Source organism: Enterobacter sp. DNB-S2, assembly GCF_019443845.1.
Taxonomy (GTDB): Bacteria; Pseudomonadota; Gammaproteobacteria; order Enterobacterales; family Enterobacteriaceae; genus Enterobacter; species Enterobacter asburiae_B.
Genome location: NZ_CP050520.1, coordinates 24982 through 50148 on the forward strand (window position 1 = coordinate 24982; position 25167 = coordinate 50148).

Below are 25167 nucleotides of genomic sequence, written 5' to 3' on the forward strand. Positions count from 1 at the left end.
TCTGGTGAATACGATATATCTAAATCAATTATCCAAATGATAATGATTACTAGTAAGTAAAAATGCAAGATCTTTTAGATTGCATCTGAATATATCTTAGATATAGTTTAGATATATCAAATTGAGAGAGCTACTATGCGACACGAAAACGACAGCGGCGGGCGCCGACCGAGATTTTTCGGCCACGGCGATCTGCGGCTGGTGATTCTGGATATCCTGACCCGCAGCGCGAGCCACGGCTACGAGCTGATCAAAGAGATCGAGAACCTGACCCAGGGGAATTACACCCCGAGCCCAGGAGTGATCTACCCGACCCTGGATTATCTTCAGGATCAAACCTTTATCACCATTACGGAAGAAGAGAACGGTCGTAAGACGATTACGATTACCGCTGAGGGACAACGCTGGCTGGACGAAAACAGGGAGCAGCTGGAACAGATCCAGGTGCGTATCAAAGCGCGTTCCGTCGGTTTTCAGCTGCGCAAAAACCCGCAGATGAAGCGGGCGCTGGATAACTTCAAAGCGGTGTTAGACCTGAAGGTGAATCAGGGAGAGCTCAGCGACGCGCAGCTCAAGCAGATTATCGGCGTTATTGACCGCGCGGCGCTCGAGATCTCCCAGCTGGATTAAGCGGGAGCGCGCTCGCTCACGCGGAAGACGCGTACCAGCTCCTTCAGGTGCATCGCCTGTTCGTTAAGCGATGCTGCCGCCGCCACAGACTCCTCCACCAGCGCGGAGTTCTGCTGGGTGGTGGCATCAATCAGGCCAATCGCGCTGTTAATCTGCGAGATACCTTCCGTCTGCTCGTGGCTGGCCTGGCGGATTTCGCGCAGGATCACGTCCATCTCTTCCACGTTGCCGACCATCCCGTTGATCAACGCACTCGCTTTTTCAACCAGGTTCATCCCGTCCTGGGTCTGGCTGGTAGAGCTCTCAATCAGCTCGCGGATTTCGCTGGCAGATGACGCGCTCTTCTGGGCAAGCTGGCGAACTTCACCCGCCACCACCGCAAAGCCGCGACCGTGCTCGCCGGCGCGCGCAGCTTCCACCGCCGCGTTCAACGCCAGAATATTGGTCTGGAAAGCAATAGCGTCGATCAGGTCGATAATGTCGGACATTCGGTTCGATGTTTCGTTAATCAGGCGCATTTTGCTGGTCACCTGCTTCATCATCTCGCCGTTGTTTTTGACCACCGTGGCGGCATCCGCCGAGAGGTTGGTCGCTTCCCCGGTATGCGAGGCGGTATTTTTCACCGTCGCGGTGATCTGCTCCATCGAGGCGGCGGTCTGTTCTACAGAACTTGCCTGCTCTTCCGTGCGCGCGGCCAGATCCTGGTTCCCGGCGACAATCTGCGCGGCTGCGCTGGAGATATTCTCCGAGCCGGTTTGCACCTGCTGCACGATGTCCAGCAGTCGCGTTTTCATCTCCATCAGCGCATGCAGCAGCAGACCCGTTTCGTCTTTACCGTGTGGCGTGATGCTGCCCGTGAGATCGCCCTCAGAAATGGCTTTTGCAAAATGCACCGCCTCGCCGAGCGGACGAGTGATAGCGCGCACGATAAACCAGCCAATCAGGCTGCCTGCCGCGACGCTAAAGAGCGTGAGCAGGATCAGCAGCAGGCGGTTAGACCTGAAATCCCCTTCCACCTGCGCGCCGGCACTCTGCATCTCGCTGTTTTGAATGGTAATCAGCTCCTTCACCTTCGCTTTATAAGCCTGCTGCACGGCGAGGGTGGTGGTCATCATCTCCTGAATAGCGCCCGCACGATTGTTGTTCTGCACCGCCTGCAGAATGCGGTAGCGCGAGTCCAGATACTGCTGGCGCACGCTGCGGATCTCCGCCAGAACCTGCTGAGACTTTTGATCCTGCAACGCGTTGTTCAGCTCGCCCAGGATCACCGTGATGTGCTCGCTGATCTCTTTCAGGCGCTGCTGAGATTGCCCCGTATAGGTGCCCTGCTCGTCCAGCAGCATCAGCTGTTGAGTGCTAATAAATTCCTGGAAGTTATCGATTAACTGGTTCGCTTTTACCGTGGTCGGATAATCACTGGTAATAATCGATTGCATCCCGTTATTAGCCCGGTCCAGACTCAGCAGAGACAGGCTCGCACTGATGGCCATCAGGACAATAAAGAACCCGAACGCCAGAAATAATTTCGTGCCGATCTTTACGTCATGTAAGAACATATTTTCTCCATCGATGTGATTATTTCTCAGACGATCGCTGTTATCGGTAACGATTTCGCTAACTTTATGAGTTTGATCGTTTTTTTATTTCATAACCCCCGCAATGCATAGGTGTAGGCTATTAATATGGCCTCATCGATCGTTACCAGACCGTCAAACGGGGTATTTTCGAAATAGCATTCTGAAGAACTGACTTAGGCAGGAATAAATAACTGAGGCACTTTCTTTAGTTATTTAATATTAAATTAACAATAAACCACATTAATAGTCACAATCAGAAAAATAAAACGCCGCTTATTCCTTACGAAATAAACGGCTTTTTTGGAACATTACTGACTTAGTGGAGCACAGTCACCGCATCCTTGAGGCGTCCGGCGCGGTGCTTCACCATTGCAGAAATGTGGGCGCTCTCCTCGACCAGGTCGGCGTTTTTCTGCGTGATGCTGTCGAGTTCGGCCACCGCGCGGGTCAACTCTGACAGCCCGGTGGCCTGCTCGGAGGTCGCGTGGCTGATCTGGGCGATAAGCTGCGTCACGTTTTTCACCTGCACCACGATATCATCCATCGTGCGGCCTGCGGCGTGAACCTGCTCAGAGCCGGACTGCACCTTGCTGGCGCTGGCATCAATCAGTTTACGAATATCATTGGCGGCACTGGCGCTGCGGCTGGCGAGATGGCGCACTTCGCCCGCGACCACGGCAAAACCTTTTCCCTGCTCTCCTGCCCTTGCCGCTTCAACCGCCGCGTTCAGCGCCAGAATGTTGGTCTGGAAAGCGATATCGTTAATCAGGGAGGTAATCGAGCCAATCCGCTGCGTGCTGTCGGCAATGTCATCCATGGTTTTGACCACGGTCTGCATCGCGTTGCCCCCTTTCGTGGCCGCGCTGCTCGCGGCCACGGAGAGTTTATCCACCTCGGCGGCAGTTTCAGAGTTACTCTGAACGGAAGCGGCCATCTGGTTCATTGTTGCAACGGTCTGCTGCACGTTCGCCACGGTCTGACGCGTGCGATCGTTCAGATCTTCATTTCCCTGCGCCAGCCTGTCGCTGCCGTCACGGACGCTCACCACCTGGCTCGAGACGTCATTGATTAACCAGCGGCACATCAGGCCCAGTTGCCCGACCGCGCGCAGCGTCAGCCCGAGCTCGTCGCTGCGGTTCAGATGCTGCACGCTGTTGCGCTCACCGGTTGCGACCTTCAGGGCCTGTCGCGCCACATTCTCTACCGGGCGGACAATCTGTTGCTCAAACAGCAGCGTCCCCAGCAGCATCACCACCGCGGCAGCAACGAGCGGCATCCACCCGGCGGAAGTCGCGATCAGCGTGGCGGCGAGAACGGCAAAAAGCGCCGCCATCACGCTGCGTACGCGCCAGCGCAGCGGCATTGCCGGCAGTTTACCCAGCCAGCCTTTTCCAACCACCAGCCCCTTGTGCACGCGTTTCTTACAGCTCCCGTCGTTCAGCGCCCGGTAGAGCGGCTCCACGATCGCAATCTCTTCGGCTGTGGCTTTGGTGCGAATGGACATATAGCCCGTCACCTGCCCGCGGCGCACCATCGGCACCGCATTCGCACGCACCCAGTAGTGGTCGCCGTTTTTGCGCCGGTTTTTGACAATTCCGCTCCACGGCTCGCCCTGCTGCAGCGTGTACCACATATCGGCAAACGCGGCTTTTGGCATGTCGGGGTGGCGGACCAGATTGTGCGGCTGGCCCGTCAGCTCATCAAGCTGGTAGCCGCTCACCTGCACAAAGGTGTCGTTGGCGTGTGTGATGTAGCTGTGGACGTCTGTGGTAGACATTAAGGTGGTGTCATCGTCCAGAGAATATTCATTCTGGGTGACGTAGGTTGGAGAGGACATCGTGGGCATCCCTTGCAGGTTATTTGAATGTTAATTTTGTGGGTCAATGTTTTTTCGGCGGTAAACAATTTATCTTTAGTTGTTAAACTTGATGAAGATCGCAGATTTCACTTAAACCATACTTTTTGTACGATTTTATAATTCATTGATTTCAAATACTTTCGCAAAGAAATTACCTATAAAGCATGACCAGTTAATGCCCACTTAAGTTGCAGCCAATGCACTTCTTTAGTGCAGATGTGCTTTTCCGGCCTCATTTACCCTTTTTGTCCTGTACCGCTAAATCCCGTTTCGGTTGCTCCGGCATGATTAAATATTGTGCAACATTATTTTAACCTGGCGTTTATCCCGATTTTCGTTAAGTCATCTGAAGTGGCGTAATCCCTGCAATACTTAAACCAGTATCATGTGATACGCGATCCCCGGGAGCACATTTTGAACAGGTTACCTTCCAGCGCCTCGGCTCTTGCCTGTACCGCGCACGCACTGAATCTCATTGAGAAGCGAACGCTCGATCATGAGGAGATGAAACAACTTAACCGAGAGGTCATCGATTACTTTAAAGAGCACGTCAATCCAGGTTTTCTGGAGTATCGCAAATCTGTTACCGCCGGCGGGGATTACGGAGCCGTAGAGTGGCAAGCGGGGAGTCTTAACACGCTTGTCGACACCCAGGGACAGGAGTTTATCGATTGCCTGGGTGGTTTTGGTATCTTCAACGTGGGGCACCGTAATCCAGTTGTGGTTTCCGCCGTACAGAATCAACTTGCGAAACAACCTCTCCATAGCCAGGAACTGCTCGACCCGCTTCGCGCCATGCTCGCGAAAACGCTGGCGGCCTTAACGCCCGGCAAACTGAAGTACAGTTTCTTTAGCAACAGCGGCACGGAATCGGTCGAAGCGGCGATTAAACTCGCCAAAGCGTACCAGTCGCCGCGCGGGAAATTCACCTTTATCGCCACCAGCGGCGCGTTCCACGGTAAATCCCTGGGCGCATTGTCTGCTACCGCCAAATCCACCTTCCGCAAACCGTTTATGCCGCTGCTGCCGGGCTTCCGCCACGTGCCGTTCGGCGACATTAACGCCATGCGCACCGTGCTGAGTGAATGCCGTAAAACCGGTGATGACGTGGCGGCGGTGATCCTGGAGCCGATTCAGGGCGAAGGCGGCGTGATCCTCCCTCCGCAGGGCTATCTGCCCGCCGTGCGTCAGCTGTGCGATGAGTTTGGCGCGCTGCTGATCCTCGACGAAGTCCAGACCGGGATGGGGCGCACCGGCAAGATGTTTGCCTGCGAGCACGAAAACGTTCAGCCGGACATCCTGTGCCTGGCTAAGGCGCTCGGCGGCGGCGTGATGCCGATTGGTGCGACGGTTGCGACTGAAGAGGTCTTCTCGGTGCTGTTCGACAACCCGTTCCTGCATACCACCACCTTTGGCGGTAACCCGCTGGCCTGTGCGGCCGCGCTGGCAACCATCAACGTGCTGCTGGAGCAAAACCTGCCCGCGCAGGCGGAGCAGAAAGGCGACATGCTGCTGGACGGCTTCCGTCAGCTAGGCCGGGAGTATCCGGACCTGGTGCAGGACGCGCGTGGGAAAGGGATGCTGATGGCGATTGAGTTTGTCGATAACGAAACCGGCTATAGCTTCGCGAGCGAGATGTTCCGACAGCGGGTGCTGGTCGCCGGAACGCTCAACAACTCGAAAACCATCCGCATTGAACCGCCCCTGACGCTGACGATTGAGCAGTGCGAGCAGGTGCTGAAAGCGGCGCGTAAAGCGCTGGCAGCGCTGCGAATAAGTGTGGAAGAGGCGTAATCAACGCCGGGTGGCGCTACGCTTACCCGGCCTACAAAATACTGCATGCAGGCCCGGTAAGCGTAGCGCCACCGGGCTGCTTTTTATCGGTGAAATTCCGCCACCGTCATGGTGAAGCGAAGCACGGTATCGCCTTCGTTCGCATATCCGTGCGCCGCTTCCGTTTTCGCCACCGCCGATGCGCCAGCGTTAACCTGGGTCACCGTCTCATCCACCGTCAACGTTAAAACGCCTTCGTTCACGTGCAGCAGCTCAAAGGTTCCCGCCGGGTGCCCCGGAGAGGTAAAGCGCTCTCCCGGCTGCATCTCCCACTGCCATAGCTCAATCATATCCGGGCCTGCGGTTCCCGCCAGCAGTCTGGCGCGTCCACCCTGTGCGCCCTGCCACAGCACCGGAATCGCGGCCTCTTCGATAACGTGCACCAGCGGCTCGCTGGATACGTTGACGATATCCGCTACGGAGATGCCGAGCGCGGCGGCCAGCTTGCACAAGATGGCGATACTGGGGTTGGCTGCGCCCTTTTCGATCTCCACCAGCATGCCTTTGCTAACGCTTGCCCGGCGGGACAACTCGTCCAGAGACAGCTTTTTCTCTTTGCGCCAGTTGCGTATGCGGTTTGCCACGGCCAGGCTTACCAGGGCAACATCGGCACCCTGCGAAGTCATTATATTGACTTTATCAGTCATTGGTCACTACCATGGTATAAAACAGTCAATACAGGATTATTTATGTCTCTCGTTACGCCGTCAATAGATTCGCATCTTGCCGGGATTGCCCCGGGCTTTCGGGCGCTGAGCATTCTGGTTGAAGCTGCGCCGATAACCCACCCGGAGGTTGCGCCCGCCGCGCTGGCGCAGGCCTGCCAGCAGATGTTGAATGATGATGTGCCATGGGCTGATGCACACCTTTCAGACTGGGATGAGGTGTTTAAAGCCTTCGGCGCGAAACCGAAACGCACGCCCTGCTCGGCATCTGCCCTGCGCAAGCGGGTACTGAAAGACGGTTCGCTGCCGTCGCTGGATCCGGTCGTAGATATCTATAACGCGGTGAGTATTCGCTATGCCATTCCGGTGGGCGGGGAAAACCTCGCGGCGTATTCGGGTGCGCCGCGTCTGACGCTGGCCGACGGCAGCGAGCCGTTTGATACCTTCAAAGAGGGACAACCAGTGATGGAACATCCGGAACCGGGCGAGGTTATCTGGCGCGACGATCTCGGCGTCACCTGCCGCCGCTGGAACTGGCGACAGGGGGTACGTACCCGTCTGGACAGGCAGGCACAATCCATGTGGTTTATTCTTGAAAGCCTGCCGTCGATGCCCCTTGCGGCACTGGAAGAGGCAGGAGAAGAACTGGTCAACAACCTGCAGCGGCTGATGCCGGGAGCCACGGCTCGGGTTCAGCTGCTGACGCTGTAGGAGGACAACACGATGTTTCACGGGTTAAGCGCGTTTCCGTTAACCCCCCTGAAAGAGGGGACGTTTGACGAGCACTCCTTCATCAATCTTCTGCGCCCCGTGGTCGACGCTGGTATGGATTCACTGGGCATTTTGGGCTCAACGGGAAGTTACGCCTATCTGACCGTTGAAGAGCGCGGTCGGATCGCACGCTGCGCGGTGGCGCATGCTGATGACATTCCGGTCATCGTCAGCATCGGCGCATTGCGGCTGGACGATATTCTGCGTCTAGCTGACGACGCGCAATCGGCAGGTGTCTCCGGCGTGCTGCTGGCACCCGTGTCGTACCAGCGATTAACGGAAGACGAAGTATTTAATCTGTATGAAACGGTGACCCGCCAGCTCTCAGTACCGCTGTGCATTTACGATAATCCCGCCACAACCGGTTTTTCGTTTAGCGATGAACTGTTATTTGCCGCCGCGGCCCTGCCGAATATAGGGTCCATTAAGCTTGGCCGCGTGCCGGAGGACCTGTTGCAGGTACGCGCTCGTCTACCTGATACCGTCACGCTGGGCATCGCCGGTGACTGGCGAGCGGCCTCCGCCCTGCAGGCCGGGTTTGACGTCTGGTACTCGGTGGTCGGCGGGTTGTTTCCGCAAACAGCGCTGGCGATTGCCCGTTCGAAAGAGTCGGCACAATCCGAGCGGCTGGAGCCGCTTTGGGCGCTGTTCCGCCATTATGGTAGTTTGCGGGTGGTAGCGGCAGCGGCAGAAATGCTGGGGAAAGTGGAAACACCCGCGCTACCCTTCCCCCTTCAGGCTCTTCAGGGTGAGCCGCGCGAAGCGCTTGCTACGATACTTGCGGATCTGGCGCTGGCTTGAACAACGCCGGGTGGCGCTAGCGCTGACCCGGCCTACAAAACCTTTATAACGCCTGTTACTCCGGCAACAGCCCCACAAAACTGCGTTTCTTGCGCGGCTCCGACATCAGCTCTTCGAGCTTATCCACGCACGCCAGATAGTGCGGGGTTTGCTTGTGCGCCAGCACCGCCTCTTCGTCTTTATAGGCTTCGTAGATAAAGAACCGGGTTTTCACCCTCGGATCCTGCAATACGTCAAAACGCAGGTTTCCCGGCTCCTGGATTGCCCCCTCGTGGTTGGCGCGGAACACCTCCAGAAACTCGTCCACCCGCTCGGGCTTAATGTTGATCTCCACCAGCGTCACGTTCATTTTGCTTCTCCCTGTTTCTCATCCTGCCAGAACTGGAACGCATCGCGGGCGTTCCAGTTCTCGTGAACCACTTTTTTCACCGCCTTCAGCATGGCGAGCGGCGCGCTGGACTGGAAGATGTTGCGTCCCATATCCACGCCCGACGCGCCCTGGTCGATCGCCCGCCAGCACATCTCCAGCGCCTCGTGCTCCGGCAGCTTTTTGCCCCCGGCGATCACAATCGGCACCGGGCAGCTGGCGGTCACTTTTTCAAAGCCCTCGTCCACGTAGTAGGTTTTGACGAACTGCGCCCCCATTTCGGCGGCGATGCGGCTGGCCAGCGAGAAATAGCGCGCGTCGCGCGCCATCTCCTTGCCGACGCCCGTCACCGCCAGCGTCGGCATACCGTAGCGCGCGCCCGCATCGACAAGCTTGATGATGTTGTTGATCGACTGGTGCTCAAACTCGCTGCCGATGTAAACCTGCGCCGCCACCGCGCAGACGTTCAGGCGCAGCGCGTCCTCCATCGCCACCGCCACGCACTCGTTCGACAGTTCGCCCAGAATCGAGTTACCGCCCGAGGCGCGCAGCACCACCGGTTTGTTCGTGGCGGCTGGCACCTGACTCCTGAGGATGCCGCGGGTGCACATCAGCACGTCGGTTTCGCCAAATAGCGGCGCGATGGAGAGGTCGATACGCTCAAGCCCGGTGGTCGGCCCCTGAAAGTAGCCGTGGTCAAAGGCCAGCATCACCGTGCGGTTGCTCTGCGGGTTGAAGATGCGCGCAAGCCTGGACTGCATGCCCCAGTCCAGCGAGCCGCAGCCCTTCAGGGTGTACGGCACATTCTGCTGCGGCGTGCCGATGCCAAAATCCTTGCCGTCTTTGATGTCGTCTAAATCAGCCATTTGCTCCCCCGTCAGAAATCGTATTTGCTGATGTTCTCTTTGGTGAACACCACGCGCTCCGGCAGCAGCACGATGCCGTTGCCCTTCGCCTCATACTGGTAGCCCTGCACGCTGTTCGGCTCGACCTTCAGCGCGCCGATATTTTTTACGTCCACGCTGTCGCCGACGTTAAGATCGCCTTTTTTCAGCAGGCGATCGGCGACGTTGACCGCAATTTTGCCCTGTTGTACGACATCCCACAGGCCGAAGGCTTTCACCGTGCCGCGCTCAACGTACGGGCGCATCACGTTCGGCGTGCTGAAGCCGACAATCGCCACCCCTTCCCGCTTCAGGTTTTCCGCCGCCTGCGCCGCCGCCGGCAGTGCGTTGGCGTCCGGGGGGATAATCGCATCCAGATCCGGATACGCTTTTAAGATCCCTTCGGCGGTTTGCAGGGATTTGGTGGCGTCGTTATAGCCAAACTGGGTCGTCACGACCTGCCACTGGGGGTGATCTTTCTCGATTTTGGCCTTCGCCTCTTTCACCCACTGGTTCTGGTCGGTGACGGTCGGGCTTGAGTAGAAGAACGCCACTTTAGCGTTCGGTTTGGTGACCTGTTTGCCCGCCATCTCCACCAGCAGGCCGCCCAGCTGCTCCGGCGTCCCCTGGTTGATGTAGATGCTGCGGCACTCCGGTTTGGTGTCGGAATCCCAGGTCAGGACCTTGACGCCGCGCTGCATCGCGCGCTTGAGCGCCGGGCAGAGGCCGTCCGGCGACACGGCGGAGACGATAATGGCGTTATAGCCCTGGTTAACGAAGTTATTGATGAGCTGCACCTGCCCGGAGACGCTCGGCTCGGTTGGGCCGTCGTAGGTCACGTCCACGCCGAGATCTTTCCCCGCCTCTTTCGCGCCGTTGCCGCCGCTGGTGAAGAACCCCACGCCCACCAGCTTCGGGATAAAGGCAATGCGGTCCGCCGCCTGCGCCGAGGCGAAGCTGAGGGCCATTGCCAGGACTATCAGTTTTGTTTTCATCTTACGCTCCGGATAGTTTTCTAAAGAGAGAACGCACCCACTCGCGGTGCAGACTCAGCGAACGTCCCATCACCACCACAACCAGCAGCGCCCCTGACAGCGCGCTCGACACCTGGTTAGGGATGCCGACCATCTGTAAACCCTGCTGCAGATACCCCACCAGCAGCGCCGCCAGCGCCGTACCAACAACCGAACCTGACCCGCCGTAGATATTAGCCCCGCCGAGCACGGCGGCGGTGAGCGCGGGCATCAGCAAATCACGCCCCAGATCCGAACGCGCGGAGCCGAAATAGGAGACCATCACCAGCGCGGCAATCGCCGAGGCCACGCCCACCAGCCCGTACAGCGCGTAGGGCATGCCGTTCACCGACAGCGCCGCATAGCGCGCCGCGCGCGGGTTTTGCCCAATCAAAAACAGATGACGACCAAAGCGCCCGCGGTGGGTAATCAGCCAGAAGAAAACCGTAATCACCGCGAACAGCACCAGCGGGATCGGCAGGCCCAGCACCGTGAGGTTAGCGAACGCCGTGAAGCCGTCCGGGAAACCGCCGATGCCCTCGTAGCCCGTCGCACCCGCCATGCCGGAGAGCAGCAGCGCGCCGCCGCCGTAGAGGTAAAGCGTGCCGAGGGTGATGACTAAAGGACTAATGCCGGTGTAGTGGATCAGCGCCGCATTCAGCAGCCCGCACAGCAGGCCGAGCAGCAGCGTCAATGGAATAGCGACCGCCATCGGCCACCCCGCCTGCATCATCACGCCCAGCGCGATGGCGCACAGGCCGATGGTTGAACCGAGGGAGATGTCGATCCCGCCGCTGATGATGACCAGCGTGAGCGGCAGCGCCACGATACCGATGCAGATGAAGTCGCTGGTGCTGAAAAGCAGCATGTTGACGTCGAGCATGCGCGGGTTGATGGCGCCAAAGAGAAGGATCTCCAGCACCAGCAAAATCAGCAGCGCGCTTTCCCAGTTAAGCCTCATTTACGCCACCTCTTTTTTGCGTTTGGGAAACGGGGTGACGTGCTTTCCCCCTTTGTTACCCGGCTGGAAGCGACCGTACTTCAGCGCCTGCTGATGGCGCGCCAGCGCCTGGCGCAGGCGCCCGTCGAGCACCAAAACGCCCAGCAGCACCAGCCCGGCGATAAAGTCGTTCCACCACGCCGGGAGCCTGAACAGCACCAGCACGGTATCGATTTGGGTCAGGAAGAAGGCCCCGAGCAGCGCGCCAATCAGCGTGCCCGTGCCGCCCAGCAGCGAAATACCGCCGAGCACGCAGGCGGCGATGGCCTTCATCTCCAGCCCGCTGCCGGTCTGGTTGGGCACAAAGCCAATCTGCGCGGCAAAGACGATCCCGGCGCAGGCCGCCAGCATGCCGTTGAGGGTAAAGGCGATCATGCGGGTGCGGTTCACCGCCACGCCCAGCTGTCGCGCGGCGGCGAGGTTATCCCCCACCGCGTAGAAATCACGCCCGAACGCGGTGCGCGAGAGCGTCCACGCGCCCGTGACCGCGATAATCAACACCAGCATGCCGAGCGGCGAAATGCCGATGGCGGCAGGCTCAGAGAGGGATTTCAGCCCGGGTGGCAGTCCTTCAATCCACTTTCCGCCGGTCCAGAGCAGCATCGCGCCACGGTACAGCCCCAGCGTGCCGAGGGTGGCGACAATCGCCGGGATGCGCAGCCCCACCACCAGAAACCCGTTGAATGCACCGGCCAGCGCGCCAATAGACAGCGCGAAGAGAATGGAAACGGGCAGGCTGTAGCCGCTGTTCAGCGCCACGCCGACGGCAATGGCGGACAGCCCGACGGTTGAGCCAACGGACACGTCGATATTGCGGGTCAGCATCACCAGCGCAGCGCCGATGGCCAGCAGGATCAGGATCTGCGAGCTGGCGAAAATCATCCCGAGCGTCTGTAAACTCAGGTAGGACGGATTCAGCGCCACCAGCACGGCGAACAGCGCCAGAATGGCGAGGAACGCGCTCAGCTCGCGGTTTTTCAGTAAGGTCTTCATGACTGCCCTCCGAATGCCAGCGCCATCATCCTGTCGAGGCTGACGGCGTGGCGCGGCAGCTCGCCGCTGAGCACGCCCTGATGCATCACCAGCACGCGGTCCGCAAGGCCCGGGAACTCGTCAAGATCGCTTGAGATCATCAGCACCGCCACGTTCTGCGCCGCCACGCTTTTTATCAGCTTGTAGATGTCGGCGCGCGCCGAGACGTCCACCCCGCGCGTCGGTTCATCGACGATCAGCAATAAAGGGTTGGCCTCCAGACAGCGCGCCAGCAGCACCTTCTGCTGGTTGCCGCCGGAGAGCGTGCGCACGGTTTGATCTGCATGATTGAGCTTGATCCCCAGCGCCCGGTGATAGCGCTCCACCACCGCCGACTCCCGCTTGCGCTGCTGCCAAATCGACGGCTCGTTCAGCGCCACCGTGTTCCAGCGGATCGGCGCGTCGAGGAACAGGCCGGATACCTGCCTGTCTTCCGGCAGGTAGACCAGCCCTTTTTCCAGGCGTGAACTTACCGGCTCGGCGGTAATGTCCTGATTCTCCAGCCAGACGCGTCCGCCGCGTACCGGCCGCAGGCCGTAGAGCGTTTCCGCAAACTCGGTGCGCCCGGATCCCACCAGCCCGGCCAGGCCGACGATCTCGCCGGCGTAGATCTCAAGGCTGAGATCGATAAAGCCTTCCCCGGTGAGATCCTCCACCCGCAGCACCGGGAAATCCTGCGGCTGGGTGCGGCGGTTGCCCGGCAGCGCCAGCCACAGCTTTTGCGTATCGCTGAGGGATTTCTCCCGGCTTACCGGCGTCATGGCGGCGATCAGGGCGCTGTCGTCAAACTGCGCGGTTTCACCGCTCAGCACCACCGCGCCGTCGCGCATCACCGAGACGTGGCTCGAAAGCATGCGAATCTCCGGCAGCTTGTGCGAGATAAAGACAATCCCGACGCCGAGCGCCTGCAGGGCGCGGATCTGGCGGAACAGCCGCTCGGTTTCGCCGGGCGTGAGGGAGGCCGTGGGTTCATCGAGGATCAGGATCCTGGCGTTGCGCATCAGCCCGCGCAGGATCTCCACCATCTGCTGATCCGCCACCTCCAGGGTGCTGGCAGTGGCGTCGAGGTTAAGCTGGCACTGGAGCTGCTGGAGCTTCTCCGCCAGGCGCTTTTCCAGATCGCGTTCGCGCGGCAGGCGAAACAGGATGTTTTCCCGCACCGTCAGGTTGGGGAACAGCAGCGGCTCCTGCGGCACCAGATAAATGCCTAACCCGTGCGCCTGAGCGGGCGTGAGCCGCGCATATGACTGCCCCTCGACAGAAAGTTCACCGCCGTCCGGCGTTTCGACCCCGGCGATGATCTTCATCAGCGTCGATTTTCCCGCGCCGTTTCCGCCCATCAGGGCGTGCACCTGGCCCGCAAGCAGCGTGAAATCAATGCCTTTTAAGACCGGCACGCCTGAGAACTGCTTGCTGATATTCCGCGCGTCGAGAAGTGGTGTCATCATCGCTCCGCTATTGAACAAATGATTTTTAGATTTAATAATGTTCAAAAGCGTAGACGGTGAACTATATTTACAACCGTGCAGGGATCACAGTTTTATCGATTGAGATACAGATAAACCAGAAACGATCTAAAAGATCCGTTTTGTCGCGTGGCTCACACTTTCCCTTCGCGCCATCACGAACATATGATCTAAATTTTTATAAGAGTTCAACTATGAGCGATAAACGCACTGCGGAAGAAGGACGGTTTGCCGGGCTGGCACTGGCGGAAGAGGAGCTGGTGGCGCGCGTGGCCTGGTGCTACTACCACGACGGATTAACCCAGAACGACATCGGCGAGCGGCTCGGGCTGCCGCGCCTGAAAATCTCCCGCCTGCTGGAAAAAGGCCGTCAGTCCGGGGTGATCCGCGTGCAGATCAACTCCCGCTACGAGGGCTGCCTGGCGCTGGAGACCGAGCTACAGCAGCGCTTTGGCCTGAAGCTGGTGCGCGTGATGCCCGCGTTAAATACGCCGCCGATGAACGTGCGGCTCGGCATTGGCGCGGCGCAGTCGCTGATGGGCGTACTGGAGCCCGGCCAGCTGCTGGCGGTGGGGTTTGGTGAAACCACCATGAGCTGCCTGCAGCACCTGAGCGGCTTTATCAGCTCGCAGCAGATCCGCCTGGTGACGCTCTCCGGCGGCGTCGGGCCGTACATGACCGGTATCGGCCAGCTGGATGCGGCCTGCAGCGTCAGCATGATCCCCGCCCCGCTTCGCGTGTCATCCGCAGAGGTGGCCGGGATCTTAAAACGCGAGACCAGCGTGCGGGACGTGATCCTCGCCGCGACCGCCGCCGACGTCGCTGTGGTCGGCATTGGTTCAGTGAACCAGCGCCGTGACGCCACGATACTGCGATCCGGCTATATCAGCGAAGGTGAACAGCTGATGTACGCCCGCAAAGGCGCGGTCGGCGACATTCTCGGTTATTTCCTCAATGCCGAAGGGGAATGCGTCGAGGAGCTGGAGATCCACAAAGAACTGCTGGGCGTCACGCTCGATGAACTGGCGCAGCTGCCCACCATCGTTGGCGTGGCCGGAGGAGAAGAGAAAGCCGATGCGATTTATGCCGCACTGAAGGGTCGCCGTATCAATGGCCTGGTGACGGAGGAGACGACAGCCCGCGCGGTGCTGGCTCTGGCCGACTAAGAGCCGCCCTGCGCTAACAACGAGGCAAGCTCATGAGTTACCTTTTAGCGTTAGATGCAGGGACAGGCAGCGTTCGCGCCGTGATTTTCGATTTACAGGGCAACCAGATTGCCGTCGGCCAGGCCGAGTGGAAGCACCTGAGCGTGGAGAACGTGCCGGGATCGATGGAGTTCGATCTGGAGACCAACTGGCAGCTGGCCTGCCGGTGCATTCATCAGGCGCTGGAACGTGCGCGCCTGAGCACGGCGGATATTCAGTCCGTCGCCTGCTGCTCGATGCGCGAAGGGATCGTGCTGTACGACCGCGACGGCGAGGCCATCTGGGCCTGCGCCAACGTCGACGCCCGCGCCAGCCGCGAGGTGGCCGAACTCAAAGAGATCCACGACGACCGTTTTGAATCCCAGGTGTATGAGGTTTCCGGCCAGACGCTGGCGCTGAGCGCCATGCCGCGCCTGCTGTGGCTGGCGCACCATCGTCCTGACATCTACCGTAAAGCCGCCACCATCACCATGATCAGCGACTGGCTGGCGGCGAAGCTTTCCGGCGAGCTGGCTGTCGACCCGTCTAACGCGGGCACCACCGGCATGCTGGATCTCTTCTCCCGCGACTGGCGTCCGGCGCTGCTCGATATGGCCGGGCTGCGCGCAGATATCCTCTCCCCGGTGAAAGAGACCGGCACCGTGCTGGGCGCGATTACCAAAGAGGCCGCGCAGCAGAGTGGCCTGCGCGAAGGCACCCCGGTGGTGATGGGCGGCGGCGACGTGCAGCTGGGCTGTCTGGGGCTGGGCGTGGTCCGTGCCGGACAGACGGCGGTGCTGGGCGGCACCTTCTGGCAGCAGGTGGTCAACCTGCCGCAGGTGCGTACCGACCCCGAGATGAATATCCGCGTGAACCCGCACGTTATCCCCGGCATGGCGCAGGCGGAGTCGATCAGCTTCTTTACCGGGCTGACCATGCGCTGGTTCCGCGACGCCTTCTGCGCCGAGGAAAAGCTGATTGCCGAGCGGATGGGGATGGACACCTATTCCCTGCTGGAAGAGATGGCGAGCCGCGTACCGGCAGGCTCCCACGGGGTGATGCCGATTTTCTCCGACGCGATGCATTTCAAGCAGTGGTACCACGCCGCGCCGTCGTTCATTAACCTTTCCATCGACCCGGAAAAGTGCAACAAAGCGACGCTGTTCCGCGCCCTGGAGGAGAACGCGGCGATTGTCTCGGCCTGCAACCTGGCGCAGATCTCGCGCTTCTCCGGCGTGACGTTTGAAAGCCTGGTGTTTGCGGGCGGCGGGGGCAAAGGCGCCCTGTGGAGCCAGATTTTAAGCGACGTCACCGGGCTGCCGGTGCGCGTGCCGGAAGTGAAAGAGGCGACGGCGCTCGGCTGCGCGATTGCCGCAGGCGCGGGCGCGGGGCTGTTTGCGGATATGGCCTCGACGGGCGAGCGGCTGGTGAAGTGGAGCCGCGAGTTCACGCCGAACCCGCAGCACCGCGAGCTGTACGACGGCATGATGCAGAAATGGCAGGCAGTGTACGCGGACCAGCTCGGGCTGGTGGACAGCGGGCTGACGACGTCGATGTGGCAGGCCCCGGGGTTAGTAAAAACCCACACCCCTCACCCTGCCCCTCTCCCCTGAGGGGAGAGGGAAAAAATCAGATCGAGCCAATTCTTTGAGACCGCACCAGCCAGTCCCCTCTCCCCTTTGGGGAGAGGGTTAGGGTGAGGGGCGAAGTTCTTTGAGATCTATCACAATCATTCGATCCCGCTTTTACCTTTCCGCTCCCGCTGGCTAAATTAGTAACTCATCCGACCACATAACAATAATTTTACACTGGAAGAGACTATGAGCCGCTACCCGTCGTTATTCGCCCCCCTCGATCTGGGGTTCACCACACTCAAAAACCGCGTGTTGATGGGCTCGATGCACACCGGGCTGGAGGAGCATCCCGACGGGGCCGAGCGTCTGGCAGCCTTCTATGCCGAGCGCGCCCGCCACGGGGTGGCACTGATTGTCACCGGCGGCGTGGCCCCGGCGCCTTCCGGCGTGGGCATGGAGGGCGGCGCGGTCCTGAACGATGCGTCACAGCTGCCGCACCACCGCATTGTGACCGACGCGGTACACCGCGAGGGCGGTAAAATCGCCCTGCAAATCCTGCACACCGGACGCTACAGCTATCAGCCGAACCTGGTCGCGCCGTCGGCCATTCAGGCGCCAATCAACCGCTTTAAACCTCACGCCCTCACCCACGATGAGATCCTCGCGCTGATCGACGACTTTGCCCGCTGCGCGGCGCTGGCGCGCGAGGCGGGCTACGACGGCGTGGAGGTGATGGGCTCAGAAGGCTATCTGATTAACGAGTTCCTCGCGGCCCGCACCAACCAGCGCGACGACGAATGGGGCGGCGACTATGCCCGCCGGATGCGCTTTGCCGTGGAGGTGGTGCGCGCGGTGCGCGAACGTGCGGGCGCGGACTTTATTATCGTCTTCCGCCTGTCGATGCTCGACCTGGTGGAAGGCGGCGGCACGTTCGACGAAACCGTGCAACTGGCGCAGGCGATTGAAGCCGCCGGTGCCACGATTATCAACACCGGGATTGGCTGGCACGAGGCGCGCATCCCCACCATCGCCACGCCGGTGCCGCGCGCGGCGTTCAGCTGGGTAACACGGAAGCTGAAAGGCAAAGTCTCTGTTCCACTGGTCACCACCAACCGCATTAACGATCCGCAGGTGGCGGACGATGTGATTTCACGCGGCGACGCCGATATGGTGTCGATGGCGCGCCCGTTCCTGGCCGATGCCGAACTGCTCTCCAAAGCGCAAAGCGGCCGTGCGGATGAAATCAACACCTGCATCGGCTGTAACCAGGCCTGTCTGGATCAGATCTTCGTCGGCAAGGTCACCTCTTGCCTGGTTAACCCTCGCGCCTGCCATGAAACCAAAATGCCGATCGTTCCGGCGGTCAGTAAAAAGCGTCTGGCCGTGGTGGGCGCTGGCCCCGCGGGCCTGGCGTTTGCGGTGAATGCCGCCTCGCGCGGGCACAGCGTGACGCTGTTTGATGCGCTAGCGGAGATTGGCGGGCAGTTTAATATCGCCAAACAGATCCCCGGCAAAGAGGAGTTCTATGAAACCCTGCGCTACTACCGCCGGATGATCGACCTGACGGGCGTCGAGCTGCGGCTTAATCAGTTTGTCAGCGCGGCGGATCTGATCGGTTTCGACGAGGTGATCCTGGCGAGCGGGATCGTACCGCGCACGCCTGCGATCGAGGGCATCGATCATCCTAAAGTGTTGAGCTATCTGGATGTATTGCGTGACAAAACGCCGGTCGGCGAGAAGGTGGCGATTATCGGCTGCGGCGGGATCGGCTTTGATACCGCCATGTACTTAAGCCAGCCGGGCGAGGCCACCAGCCAGAACATTGCCGAGTTTTGCGTGGAATGGGGTATCGACACCAGCCTGAACCAGTCCGGCGGGCTACGCCCGGAAGGGCCGCAGCTGCCGAAAAGCCCGCGCCAGATCGTGATGCTGCAGCGCAAGGCCAGCAAGCCGGGCGAAGGGCTGGGCAAAACCACGGGCTGGATCCACCGCGCCACCCTGCTCTCGCGCGGGGTGAAGATGATCCCGGCGGTGAGCTACCAGAAGATCGACGACGAGGGTCTGCACGTCACGATCGGCGGCGAGCCGCAGTTGTTACGTGTGGATCATGTGATTTTATGCGCCGGGCAGGAGCCGAAGCGCGATCTGGCGGATCCGCTGCGCGAAGCCGGTAAAACGGTGCATTTGATTGGCGGATGCGACGTGGCGATGGAGCTGGATGCGCGGCGGGCAATTGCGCAGGGGACGACATTAGCTTTGAGTATTTAACGGCACTGCCCGGTAATGCTTAATTTACCGGGCAATTTAATTTTAAGGTGTATACCTCTTCCTCATTTAATATTAGGTATTTATTATTTAAAATGATATTTAGATCTCATTTTAAAATTTCTGGAGTTTAAATAGCATATCTTATTAGTATATATTGCTAAATACAATACAAACAGTAAGTATATTGAATGTTCAAAAATCATTCCATCAACTACTTTTAAAAAGGATTTCATATGTCAACAGTACCCAAAATATGTAGACTGGAAGTTTCAAACTTTGGTTGTATTGGTAGTGAGAAAATTGCTCTAGATATTGATAAAATTGTCATTTTGGTAGGACCAAACAACGCTGGTAAAAGTACTATTCTCCGAGCATATGAAGCCGTTACAGATGGATTAAAACTCTCAATTGAAGATTTTCACAATAAAACTGTGGATGTTAATCACTTACCTGAAATTATCGTGCATTCAATCGTTACCAATGAAAACAAGCCCGGTGATAAATGGTGTGATCCAATAGAAGGAAGTGATAATTTCTTGGTTAAAGAAAAATGGAAATGGATGAATATAAACTCGGATCCAATTAGAGTTGGTTACAATATAAATGCAAATCGTTGGGCTGAACCAAGCGATGAAGAAACTATGCCTTGGGGTGTTAACAACGTTGCAAAATCCCGCAGACCGAAACCACATAGAGTTAATACATTTGATGATCCTGATGTTCAAACAAAGGCGATAACCTCTTTGTTGAAAAACTTACTTGAAGATGGGATAAAAACTATAAAACTGCATGATGAGGATGAATTTAGTAAATATGAAAAACTTGTAGATGAATTAAGAGAACTTCGAAACTCCTCTAAACAATTACAAAGTGAAAATATTTATTCATTAGAACAAGAAGCAAATCAAATAATTGGACAAATATTCCCTAGCCATTCATTGAAAATTTATTCACCAGAAAGCACAGCCCCTATTAAAATTGATTTATTAGGAGATGAGTTTTTATTAGAAATGGGTCCAACTGATGGTATTACTTTCCCATTAGAGAAACAAGGGAGTGGCAGTAGAAGAACGGCACTGTGGACAATATTGAAGCTGCTGGCCGATAAAGGAGTAGCTGCTAAGCCTGCGTCATCAAAAGCTAAAACATATCACGAAAAATTAGGTCCCAACATAGCCCATGTTTTATTATTAGATGAGCCTGAAGTAAGTTTACATCCACAAGCAACTGCTCTTGCGAGAGATGTTCTTTATAGTTTACCTGATAATGAAAATTGGCAAATAATGATCGCCACACATTCACCGAGCTTTATAGACCTTACAAAAGATCATACAACAATTATTAGGGTTGATAAAAACTCAGACAATAATATAAAAACAACAACCTTGTTTAGACCCGACAAAGCGCAACTTGATAATAATGACAAAGAAAACCTTAAATTAATTAACCTATTCGATTCTCACATATCGGAAGCTTTTTTCGGCGGAAGGATTATGATTGTTGAGGGAGATACTGAATATTCAGCATTTAATTACATCAAACAAATTGAAAAATCTAGGAACAATTTTGAATATCAGGACCTAAACATTATTAGAGCCAGAGGCAAAGTTACTGTTGCTTCGATGATGAAAGTTCTTAATCATTTTGGAGTAAAATACTATGTTTTGCACGACACTGATACACCATTAATAATTTCTAAAAGAAAAAATAAAAAATTGAGCACTCCAGACTTAATTGTTTATGAGACATTTGAAAGTGTAAATCCAGCATGGACTAATAATAATAAAATTTTAGCTAATCAAAGCGAGAATTCACGAGTAATCGCATCAATCATAAATTTTGAAGAAGCGTATTTTGATGAAACGATTGGTAGTGAAAAACCTGATAATTGTATAAAGCATATGAAAGAGGAAGATGATTTGTACAATAAAATAAAAAATCTTTTGGATGGTATTCTCGAAATAGAAGGTAGCTCTCTTCCAACGGGGGCACTAGTTTGGTCAAAACTAGAAGATATTGCTGAGGCAGTCACAACTCGCTTAACGGCAGTGCAGATTACTAACTCGGTTACTCCAACAGAAATTGAAACTAACGCAATGACTCAGGGAACTGCATCATAAATTTGTTAAAAGAATGAAAAAGCCCGGTAAGCGAAGCGCTACCGGGCAAAACAATCTTACCGACGACGTCCCAGCTTCACCGCTTTCAGCACCACGAACTTATTGTTCGTCGCAACGGTGACGCAGTTGCCGAAAATCTTCTTCAGCTTGTGGAAGTAGTCCAGGTGGCGGTTCGCCACGATGTACAGCTCGCCGTTGATTTTCAGGCAGCGGCGCGCGTGGTGGAACATCTCCCACGCGACGTTATCCGTCAGGGCGTGCTTCTGGTGGAACGGCGGGTTGCAGAACACGGCGTTGAAGCGGAACGGCTCTACGCCGGACAGCGCGTTGTTGATCATAAACTCGCAGCGGTCCAGCGCTTCCGGCATGTTGGTTTCCACGTTCAGACGGCTGGAGGCCACCGCCATTGGCGATTCGTCGCTGAACACCACGCTGGCGTCCGGGTTCTTTGCCAGCAGCGTCAGGCCAATCACGCCGTTACCGCAGCCCAGATCGACGATTTCCCCTTCCAGATTTTCCGGCAGATGTTCCATAAAGAAACGCGCCCCGATATCCAGCCCGGTGCGGGAGAAGACGTTCGCATGGTTGTGGATGGTCCAGTCGGTGCCTTCCAGCTTCCAGCTCAGGGTCTCCGGCGCGTCGGCCAGCTCCGGCGCGCTGAAGGTGCAGTTGATCAGGCGCGCTTTTTTCCAGGCCAGCGTCGTGGTGGTCGGGCCGAGGACTTTCTCGAACAGCTCGAGCGTCGAGGTGTGAATATCGCGCGCTTTAGCGCCCGCGATAATGCGCGTTTCCGGCGTCACGACCTTACGCAGCGCGCGCAGCTGTTGCTCCAGCAGCGCCATGGTTTTTGGCACTTTGATCAGCACCACGCCCGGCGCCTGCGGGTAGTCCGCGGTGCTGTCGAGGAACTTCACGCTGGACTCTTCGATGTCGTTATGGCGCAGGTTTTCACGCGTCGCCAGCTCGCTCAGGTAGGAATCGCCGATGCTGTATGGCGTGTGCTCCGCCAGGGCGCAGCCCAGCGCGCCAAAGGCGTCATTCAGGATCAAAACCGGGCCGCGGATTTCAGTCTCATCCAACTGCTGCAGCAGATATTCATCCGCCGCTTCCCACGCCATGAGCGGGTTAACGTCGTCCGTTTCCGGGAAACGTTTAAGGTTGAGTGAACGGAAACCGTTGTCTAAGTGGCTCATCGGCCCTCCTGAATGGTAAAATTTGGCGTATCCCTGAAAAGGGTGCGTGAGTATACCCGTTTTCGCATTAATTTGGGCTTTTGATGAACCAACTTACTTATCTCCAGGGCTATCCGGAGCATTTACTGACTCAGGTTCGCAGCCTGATTGCCGAGCAGAAGCTCGGCGCGGTGCTGGAAAAACGCTATCCCGGCACGCACGATTTCGCGACCGATAAGGCCCTCTGGCAGTATACGCAGGATCTGAAAAGCCGGTATCTGAAGAGCGCGCCGCCGATCAACAAGGTGATGTACGACAACAAGATCCACGTGCTGAAAAACGCGCTCGGCCTGCACACCGCCATCTCCCGCGTACAGGGCGGCAAGCTGAAAGCGAAGGCCGAAATCCGCGTCGCGACGGTTTTCCGTAACGCGCCGGAAGCCTTTCTGCGGATGATCGTCGTCCACGAGCTGGCGCACCTGAAGGAGAAAGAGCACGACAAAGCGTTCTATTCCCTGTGCTGCCACATGGAGCCGCAGTACCACCAGCTGGAGTTTGATACCCGCCTGTGGCTTACGCATTTATCGTTAAATGGTAATGCGGAATAGCGCACGCGAATTGTCATGATGACGTGCTACAGTGGCTAAAGGTTCCCCGCTACGGAGTACGTAAACGTTTATGATACGTTTCGCAGTCATTGGTACGAACTGGATCACGCGCCAGTTCGTCGACGCCGCCCACGAAACCGGCAAACTTAAGCTTACCGCAGTCTATTCCCGCAGCCTTGAGCAGGCGCAGAGTTTTGCCAACGATTACCTCGTTGAGCATCTCTTCACTTCGCTTGATGACATGGCGCAAAGCGACGCCATTGACGCGGTGTATATCGCCAGCCCGAACTCCCTGCACTTCCCGCAAACGAAGCTGTTCCTCAGTCATAAAAAGCATGTGATTTGCGAGAAGCCGCTGGCGTCAAACATTGAGGAAGTGGAAGCGGCCATTGCGCTTGCCCGCGAAAACCAGGTGGTGCTGTTCGAAGCGTTCAAAACCGCCAGCCTGCCGAATTTCCTGCTGCTGCTGCAGTCCCTGCCGAAAATTGGCAAAGTGCGTAAAGCCTTTATTAACTACTGCCAGTACTCGTCGCGCTATCAGCGCTATCTGGACGGCGAGAACCCGAACACCTTTAACCCGGCGTTTTCGAACGGCTCGATTATGGATATCGGTTTCTATTGCCTGGCCTCTGCCGTGGCCCTGTGGGGCGAACCGCACGGCGTCAGTGCGCAAGCCAGCCTGCTGGAGAGCGGCGTGGATGCGCACGGTGTAGCGGTGCTGGATTACGGTGATTTCAGCGTCACGCTGCAGCACTCCAAGGTGAGCGACTCCGTGCTGCCGAGCGAAATTCAGGGCGAAGCGGGCTCGCTGGTTATTGAGAAGATCTCCGAGTGCCAGAAAGTGAGCTTTGTGCCGCGCGGCGGCAAAGCGCAGGAGCTGACGCAGCCTCAGCATATTAACACTATGCTCTATGAGGCAGAGGTCTTCGCCCGTCTGGTGGAAGACAACGAAGTGAATCACCCCGGCCTCGCGGTGAGCCGCACCACGGCGAAGCTGCAAACGGAGATCCGTCGCCAGACCGGCGTGGTATTCCCGGCAGACGGCGTGAGCGCGGAAGCGATCGCGTAAAGCTGTGTAATGAAACGGCGCAGACCATTGACGAAACCAATGGTCTGACATATTTTGTTACCTGCAAAGGGGAGTAACTTCTTCGCCGGTGGATCGTCATTACGATGCGTTAAACACGCATCCGGTCGCCGGGCAACCTTCGTGGTTGTAAGTGAGACCTTGCCGGAAGGCGAGGTCTATGCATAAAAAGCTAACGGCTATCGTCTTCTGACCATGGCCGTTTTTGTTTTTTATGTGTAAGGAAAATAGTATGCATTCTGTCGGCACTCCAATGTTGTGGGGCGGATTCGCGGTTGTCGTGCTCATCATGCTGGCGATCGACCTCTTTTTGCAGGGCCGTCGCGGCGCGCACGGCATGAGCATCAAACAGGCTGCGGCCTGGTCTCTGGTGTGGGTCACCCTCTCCCTGCTGTTTTGTGCCGCCTTCTGGTGGTACCTGGCCTCGACCGAAGGCCGCGCGGTGGCCGACCCTCAGGCGCTCGCCTTCCTCACCGGTTATCTGATTGAAAAAGCCCTGGCGGTTGATAACGTCTTCGTCTGGCTGATGCTGTTCAGCTACTTTGCCGTGCCTGCTGCCCTGCAGCGACGCGTGCTGGTGTACGGCGTGCTGGGCGCGATTATCCTGCGTACCATCATGATCTTCGCCGGCAGCTGGCTGATTACCCAGTTCGAATGGCTGCTGTACGTCTTTGGCGCGTTCCTGCTGTTCACCGGGGTCAAAATGGCGCTGGCGAAAGAAGACGGCTCCGCGATTGGCGATCGCCCGCTGGTGAAGTGGATCCGTGGGCATCTGCGCATGACCGACAAGATCGAGAGCGAGCACTTCTTCGTGCGCAAGAACGGCCTGCTGTTTGCCACTCCGCTGCTGCTGGTGCTGATTCTGGTTGAGCTGAGCGACGTGATTTTCGCGGTGGACAGCATTCCGGCGATCTTCGCAGTGACCACCGACCCGTTCATCGTCCTGACGTCTAACCTGTTCGCCATTCTCGGCCTGCGTGCGATGTACTTCCTGCTGGCAGGCGCGGCGGAGCGCTTCTCGATGCTGAAGTACGGTCTGTCGGTGATCCTGGTGTTTATCGGCATCAAGATGCTGATCGTCGATTTCTACCATATCCCGATCGCCATTTCGCTCGGCGTGGTGTTTGGCATTCTGATCGTGACGCTGATTATCAATACCTGGGTTAACCGCCAGCACGATAAGAAGCAGCAGGTGGAGTAATCCCCCTCAACCCGGCCCTCTCCCACAGGGAGAGGGTGAACACACTTTTGTAACGC

At 57.3% G+C, this 25167-nt stretch carries 21 protein-coding genes; 11 read left to right on the forward strand and 10 right to left on the reverse strand.

Annotated elements, in window-relative coordinates; translation table 11 throughout:
• Positions 1-135: 135 nt before the first annotated feature.
• Positions 136-630, forward strand: coding sequence for a PadR family transcriptional regulator (locus HB664_RS00180; protein ID WP_045888070.1), 495 nt, complete (start codon positions 136-138; stop codon positions 628-630).
• Here the strand turns inward: HB664_RS00180 and HB664_RS00185 are convergent.
• Both HB664_RS00185 and HB664_RS00190 read right to left on the reverse strand, forming a co-directional pair.
• On the reverse strand, positions 627-2186 hold the full coding sequence (locus tag HB664_RS00185; RefSeq protein WP_096150998.1) for a methyl-accepting chemotaxis protein: 1560 nt from the start codon (positions 2184-2186) through the stop codon (positions 627-629). The two genes, HB664_RS00180 and HB664_RS00185, sit on opposite strands and share 4 nt — an antisense overlap.
• Positions 2187-2523: 337 nt before the next feature.
• Positions 2524-4044, reverse strand: coding sequence for a PAS domain-containing methyl-accepting chemotaxis protein (locus HB664_RS00190; protein WP_219940253.1), 1521 nt, complete (start codon positions 4042-4044; stop codon positions 2524-2526).
• Between the two features lie 435 nt (positions 4045-4479).
• Between HB664_RS00190 and ygjG the strand changes: the two genes are divergently transcribed.
• Positions 4480-5859: a putrescine aminotransferase gene (gene ygjG, locus HB664_RS00195; protein ID WP_023309267.1), complete on the forward strand. Its 1380-nt coding sequence runs from the start codon at positions 4480-4482 to the stop codon at positions 5857-5859.
• 83 nt (positions 5860-5942) lie between these two features.
• Here the strand turns inward: ygjG and HB664_RS00200 are convergent, their stop codons facing one another.
• Entirely contained in the window at positions 5943-6545 is a 603-nt protein-coding gene (locus tag HB664_RS00200) for a helix-turn-helix domain-containing protein (RefSeq protein WP_039260488.1), read from the reverse strand.
• A gap of 42 nt (positions 6546-6587) precedes the next feature.
• On the opposite strand from HB664_RS00200, the gene HB664_RS00205 reads away from it, so the two are divergent.
• A complete protein-coding gene (locus HB664_RS00205; RefSeq protein WP_033146704.1) occupies positions 6588-7274 on the forward strand; it encodes a B3/4 domain-containing protein in 687 nt (228 codons plus the stop codon).
• A gap of 12 nt (positions 7275-7286) precedes the next feature.
• Complete coding sequence (locus tag HB664_RS00210) at positions 7287-8135, forward strand: dihydrodipicolinate synthase family protein (RefSeq protein WP_033146705.1); 849 nt, start codon at positions 7287-7289, stop codon at positions 8133-8135.
• A 55-nt stretch (positions 8136-8190) separates the two neighbouring features.
• Here the strand turns inward: HB664_RS00210 and lsrG are convergent, their stop codons facing one another.
• From lsrG to lsrA, 6 genes are read right to left on the reverse strand one after another with little or no spacing between them, the layout of a single operon-like run.
• Positions 8191-8484, reverse strand: a complete 294-nt coding sequence (gene lsrG / locus HB664_RS00215) for a (4S)-4-hydroxy-5-phosphonooxypentane-2,3-dione isomerase (protein WP_008503162.1) — start codon at positions 8482-8484, stop codon at positions 8191-8193.
• Complete coding sequence (lsrF, locus tag HB664_RS00220; protein WP_033146707.1) at positions 8481-9368, reverse strand: 3-hydroxy-5-phosphonooxypentane-2,4-dione thiolase; 888 nt, start codon at positions 9366-9368, stop codon at positions 8481-8483. Before lsrF ends, lsrG begins: the two co-directional genes overlap by 4 nt.
• 11 nt (positions 9369-9379) lie before the next feature.
• A complete protein-coding gene (lsrB, locus tag HB664_RS00225) occupies positions 9380-10381 on the reverse strand; it encodes an autoinducer 2 ABC transporter substrate-binding protein LsrB (protein WP_219940254.1) in 1002 nt (333 codons plus the stop codon).
• 1 nt (position 10382) lies between these two features.
• Entirely contained in the window at positions 10383-11360 is a 978-nt protein-coding gene (lsrD, locus tag HB664_RS00230) for an autoinducer 2 ABC transporter permease LsrD (RefSeq protein ID WP_048981228.1), read from the reverse strand.
• Positions 11361-12392, reverse strand: coding sequence for an autoinducer 2 ABC transporter permease LsrC (lsrC, locus tag HB664_RS00235; protein ID WP_219940255.1), 1032 nt, complete (start codon positions 12390-12392; stop codon positions 11361-11363). It abuts the gene before it with no gap.
• The gene (gene lsrA / locus HB664_RS00240) at positions 12389-13876 is read right to left on the reverse strand and encodes an autoinducer 2 ABC transporter ATP-binding protein LsrA (protein ID WP_219940803.1); all 1488 of its coding nucleotides are present in this window, start codon (positions 13874-13876) and stop codon (positions 12389-12391) included. Before lsrA ends, lsrC begins: the two co-directional genes overlap by 4 nt.
• A 215-nt stretch (positions 13877-14091) precedes the next feature.
• Between lsrA and lsrR the strand changes: the two genes are divergently transcribed.
• The 4 genes from lsrR to HB664_RS00260 all read left to right on the forward strand — a co-directional run bounded on the left by lsrR (position 14092) and on the right by HB664_RS00260 (position 21043).
• Positions 14092-15063 (forward strand): transcriptional regulator LsrR, encoded by a 972-nt coding sequence (gene lsrR, locus HB664_RS00245; RefSeq protein ID WP_039260477.1) that lies wholly within the window; start codon positions 14092-14094, stop codon positions 15061-15063.
• A 32-nt stretch (positions 15064-15095) separates the two neighbouring features.
• On the forward strand, positions 15096-16694 hold the full coding sequence (gene lsrK, locus HB664_RS00250) for an autoinducer-2 kinase (protein ID WP_219940256.1): 1599 nt from the start codon (positions 15096-15098) through the stop codon (positions 16692-16694).
• A 207-nt stretch (positions 16695-16901) separates the two neighbouring features.
• Positions 16902-18923, forward strand: coding sequence for an NADPH-dependent 2,4-dienoyl-CoA reductase (locus HB664_RS00255; protein WP_219940257.1), 2022 nt, complete (start codon positions 16902-16904; stop codon positions 18921-18923).
• A 233-nt stretch (positions 18924-19156) separates the two neighbouring features.
• Positions 19157-21043 carry an ATP-dependent endonuclease gene (locus HB664_RS00260; RefSeq protein ID WP_219940258.1) on the forward strand — a complete coding sequence of 629 codons (1887 nt, stop codon included), beginning with the start codon at positions 19157-19159 and terminating at the stop codon, positions 21041-21043.
• A gap of 56 nt (positions 21044-21099) precedes the next feature.
• Here HB664_RS00260 and rlmG read toward each other — a convergent pair whose 3' ends face one another.
• Positions 21100-22236 carry a 23S rRNA (guanine(1835)-N(2))-methyltransferase RlmG gene (rlmG, locus tag HB664_RS00265; protein ID WP_010435862.1) on the reverse strand — a complete coding sequence of 379 codons (1137 nt, stop codon included), beginning with the start codon at positions 22234-22236 and terminating at the stop codon, positions 21100-21102.
• A gap of 83 nt (positions 22237-22319) precedes the next feature.
• On the opposite strand from rlmG, the gene HB664_RS00270 reads away from it, so the two are divergent.
• The 3 genes from HB664_RS00270 to HB664_RS00280 all read left to right on the forward strand — a co-directional run bounded on the left by HB664_RS00270 (position 22320) and on the right by HB664_RS00280 (position 25111).
• A complete protein-coding gene (locus HB664_RS00270) occupies positions 22320-22823 on the forward strand; it encodes a YgjP-like metallopeptidase domain-containing protein (RefSeq protein WP_023333531.1) in 504 nt (167 codons plus the stop codon).
• A gap of 70 nt (positions 22824-22893) precedes the next feature.
• On the forward strand, positions 22894-23892 hold the full coding sequence (locus tag HB664_RS00275; protein ID WP_219940259.1) for a Gfo/Idh/MocA family protein: 999 nt from the start codon (positions 22894-22896) through the stop codon (positions 23890-23892).
• 250 nt (positions 23893-24142) lie between these two features.
• Positions 24143-25111 carry a TerC family protein gene (locus HB664_RS00280; RefSeq protein ID WP_029739669.1) on the forward strand — a complete coding sequence of 323 codons (969 nt, stop codon included), beginning with the start codon at positions 24143-24145 and terminating at the stop codon, positions 25109-25111.
• Positions 25112-25167 lie beyond the last annotated feature (56 nt).